This is a genomic window from Methylomagnum sp. (genome assembly GCF_054333355.1).
Genome location: NZ_JBTEKS010000471.1, coordinates 1 through 3110, shown reverse-complemented (window position 1 = coordinate 3110; position 3110 = coordinate 1). Strand labels below are relative to the sequence as shown.

Below are 3110 nucleotides of genomic sequence, written 5' to 3'. Positions count from 1 at the left end.
GCACCATGCTACGGCTAGACAGGCGGCCTTAACCGATACAGGCCCAGAGGCTTTACCGTCAGCCACATCGATAAGATGAAATATCAAAGCCAGACTCGGCATCAGTGAGCGAAACTTGCCGAAATGCTCGACCATTAACGGATTGTCTTCCTGTTGCAGTTTGACGGTCTGGAGTTCGGTGAGCCAGTCATTAAAAATCGCTTGCCCTTCCTCATCAAACCGAAAATAAGGGCGGTCGTCATAGTCGCCTTGCATGGCTCCGCATTGGGTAAAATCCATTTCCGCCAGGGTTTGCAGAATGTGAAACGCCCGCTGCTTGTCGGCCTTGTTGGGTATGGTATCTATCAACTGCCAGCTTTCCGGCTCATCCGGCCATACGGCAAGCTGAAAACGTTGCATTAGGCCATCATTATTACCCTTCATGGCTTGGTACAGATACCGCTTTAACTTGTCCGGCTGGATGCCGCCTAATAAGCTGATACAGATATTCTTTGCATCGGTGAGGCCGCGCATTATCTTGTAATCGGTATAGCTGCCATTACCGTTCCAGCCTTCCAGAAAATAGGCGCGTTCTTCTGCCCCGTCTTCTTTGTCCCATTTAACGAGTAGGCCGGTTAATTCATCCCGAAAAGCCAATATTCCGCGCGGGTTCTGGTTCTGTAATACCGTCATGCTTTGAATACTGGTTTCGTTGGTTTTAAATAACCGTTTTTTGGGTTTCGGGGTGGCGTTCTGGGTTAGCTCCATATAATCGCCTTTGAGCTTGGCTATGTCGTCGGGATTAACAACCCTATCATTGCCCTTGCCCTTGGCTTTTTGGGCTAGCTGGCTTTTAACATCATCCAACAGGACCTTAGTTGCAAGGTCATCAAACTCCGCCTCGGCTTTTTCCTGCTCGTGGCGTTTGTTGTACTCGGCTTGCAAGCGTTCCAGCGGTTGCATCGGCTCTTTAATGCTGGGGCTTTTCAAAAAAACCGAAGGCCGCCCGATACCCGCGCCCCATAGGTTCGGGATAACTTCCCAGTCATCCCACCGCTTAGGCCGTATACCGCAACCCGCGCCAATGACTGAGCCGGTAATGACCATAGCCGATACGGTGGCAAAGTCCGGGGGTGTCTGCATCCGGTAGGACACATCCGAAAGCCAGGGCCGGAAAGGCTCCGGCATCAGTTCAGGCCGTAAAGCTTCAACCGCTGGCGTTTTGGTTTCGATTTCGTTGGGTTTTTCCCACTCAAAAACGCCAGACCCTGCACCCGCTAAACCCGCTAAGCTCCATCCTTCCGGTATTGGCTCGGCTTTTTTCAGTTCCGAGCGAAACTCGGCAAGCGCCCAATCCTTTTCACTTGCGGGGAAAGGCTTCAGACCGTCCCAGTCTGGTGCGTAGTTTTGCAGCCAGTCCACGATGTCGCCGCCTTCGGGTAAATCAGGCAAACGCACCAATTGAACCGCTGGGGGCGATTCTAAGGCCGATAACGCCGCATAAACGTCCCGCGCGTAGTGGTCGCCGGGTTCGTCATTGTCCGGCATGAGATAAACGGTTTTATAGCCGTTCAATGGGGTCCAATCGGCTTTGCTGGCTGATTGTGAACCGCCCAAGGATGTAACCGCAACAATACCCAAACTGTGCAGGGCTGCCGCCGCTTTCTCTCCTTCGACGACGAAAACAGCCTTATCGTTTGGATGGTTTGCTAGCTTATCCAGACCATACAAAGGCCGGGGGGTTAGCTCAATCCCCGCCGTCCAGCCTGAACTGTTGGGCTTGAAAAATGGCACGATGTCTTTTTTGTCGGTTCCGTTCTGATACCGTGCTACCACCCCGAAGGGTGCGCCGTCCATGGCGCAATAAGTCCAGCTTGCCGTCAATGGCTTGCCGTTGTAGTTCTGTGGGATTTCCGTCATAGAATCCCCCATTCATCGGCCAGCTTTTTCAAGGCTTCGATAAATGCCAATCCGTAATACGCCATAGTGAAGGCGATAACATCGCCTCCCGCCATGCCGCAAGCAAAACATTTATAAGCCCCGGACGCCAGATTGACACGAAATGAGCCAGGCTTATTATCGGCATGGAACGGACAAAGGCCGCCGTCATTCCAGCCGTGCTTTTTTAGCCGCGCATGGGGTAACTCGTGCCGGTAAAAGTCAAACGGATTAATTGAGCTTTTGATATAATCCTTCTGCAAGTTTTTCATATTTGAGCCTTCCTTGCTTGGGCGGTGGCCGCCGCCCTTGCTTCAAATACCCGAACAGCTTCAATAAATAGTTCTGGCCGTTCGCCCAATTCCTGCCGTAAATCCTTAAGAATCGGCGGGTCGATTAAATAGCGTCCATACTTTGCCATCCTGCCGGTCGGGTCTTGGGTGAGTGCGGTTTCTTCCTTGGTTTCGATAGGCCATCCGTGGCGGTTCCGTAATTGCTCGATAAAACTGCTCAAGCGATAGCTTCCGGTTTCATTCTGAAAGTCTTGGTGCGTAAATTGGCGGCCATTTAAAAGGCGCATTAGCGCGCGGGCAGTTAATGTGTTGTAGCGTGGAAATGTAGGGGAAGTCATTATTTACCCCCTTTGTTCTGCTCTTCGATAATACGGAAAAACTCCGATTCATCTACTAAAACTCTTTTTCCAACACGCTTAAATGCGTTAGCAAATCCGTTGGTTTCTTCATTGAAAATTAAGTGGCGTAAGCCACCGATAGGGGGCCAGGAATGATGTTTATTCCATTCTGGAACCGGAATAAGACGGGATGATGTTTGAATTTGTTTCTGAGTAGTCATAATTTGCACCTTTCATTCAGTTAAGTGAATCGCCGAGAGTTGTTGTCGCGGCTTGGTGCAAATTGTCCTTATTAGGAATGTAGAGATACGAAGTGGAGATTCTTGGGATTCTTGGGGTTAATCAACCCCTCTCCTGCTGTAACTGGCATGATTCGCCATGCGAAAAAGTTTTTTACTTGTCTTCCAAGCATTATCGAAACTGGTCTCGCCGTCGAATAAATCCGGATAATCAGTTTCGCAAATTTTCTTCAAAATACCCTTGCCCCCGTCAGGTATCTTCATAGGGTCATATTTTTTTGATTTGCAAACATCCAATATGGCTTGACGTTGTTTTTCCAACT

At 49.9% G+C, this 3110-nt stretch carries 5 protein-coding genes; all 5 read right to left on the bottom strand.

Features of this window, described 5'->3' with window-relative positions:
• Positions 1 to 1899, bottom strand: a 1899-nt coding sequence (locus ACXWUF_RS21235; RefSeq protein ID WP_458503392.1) for a DUF3987 domain-containing protein, incomplete at its 3' end; no start/stop codon positions are given.
• Entirely contained in the window at positions 1896 to 2189 is a 294-nt protein-coding gene (locus ACXWUF_RS21230; RefSeq protein ID WP_458503391.1) for a CHC2 zinc finger domain-containing protein, read from the bottom strand. The genes ACXWUF_RS21235 and ACXWUF_RS21230, both read right to left, overlap by 4 nt.
• Positions 2186 to 2548 (bottom strand): hypothetical protein, encoded by a 363-nt coding sequence (locus ACXWUF_RS21225; protein WP_458503390.1) that lies wholly within the window; start codon positions 2546 to 2548, stop codon positions 2186 to 2188. The genes ACXWUF_RS21230 and ACXWUF_RS21225 overlap by 4 nt, the downstream gene beginning before the upstream one ends.
• Positions 2548 to 2769 (bottom strand): hypothetical protein, encoded by a 222-nt coding sequence (locus tag ACXWUF_RS21220; protein ID WP_458503389.1) that lies wholly within the window; start codon positions 2767 to 2769, stop codon positions 2548 to 2550. Before ACXWUF_RS21220 ends, ACXWUF_RS21225 begins: the two co-directional genes overlap by 1 nt.
• Positions 2770 to 2886: 117 nt before the next feature.
• The coding region (locus tag ACXWUF_RS21215) for a hypothetical protein (protein ID WP_458503388.1) at positions 2887 to 3110 on the bottom strand (224 nt) is incomplete at its 5' end.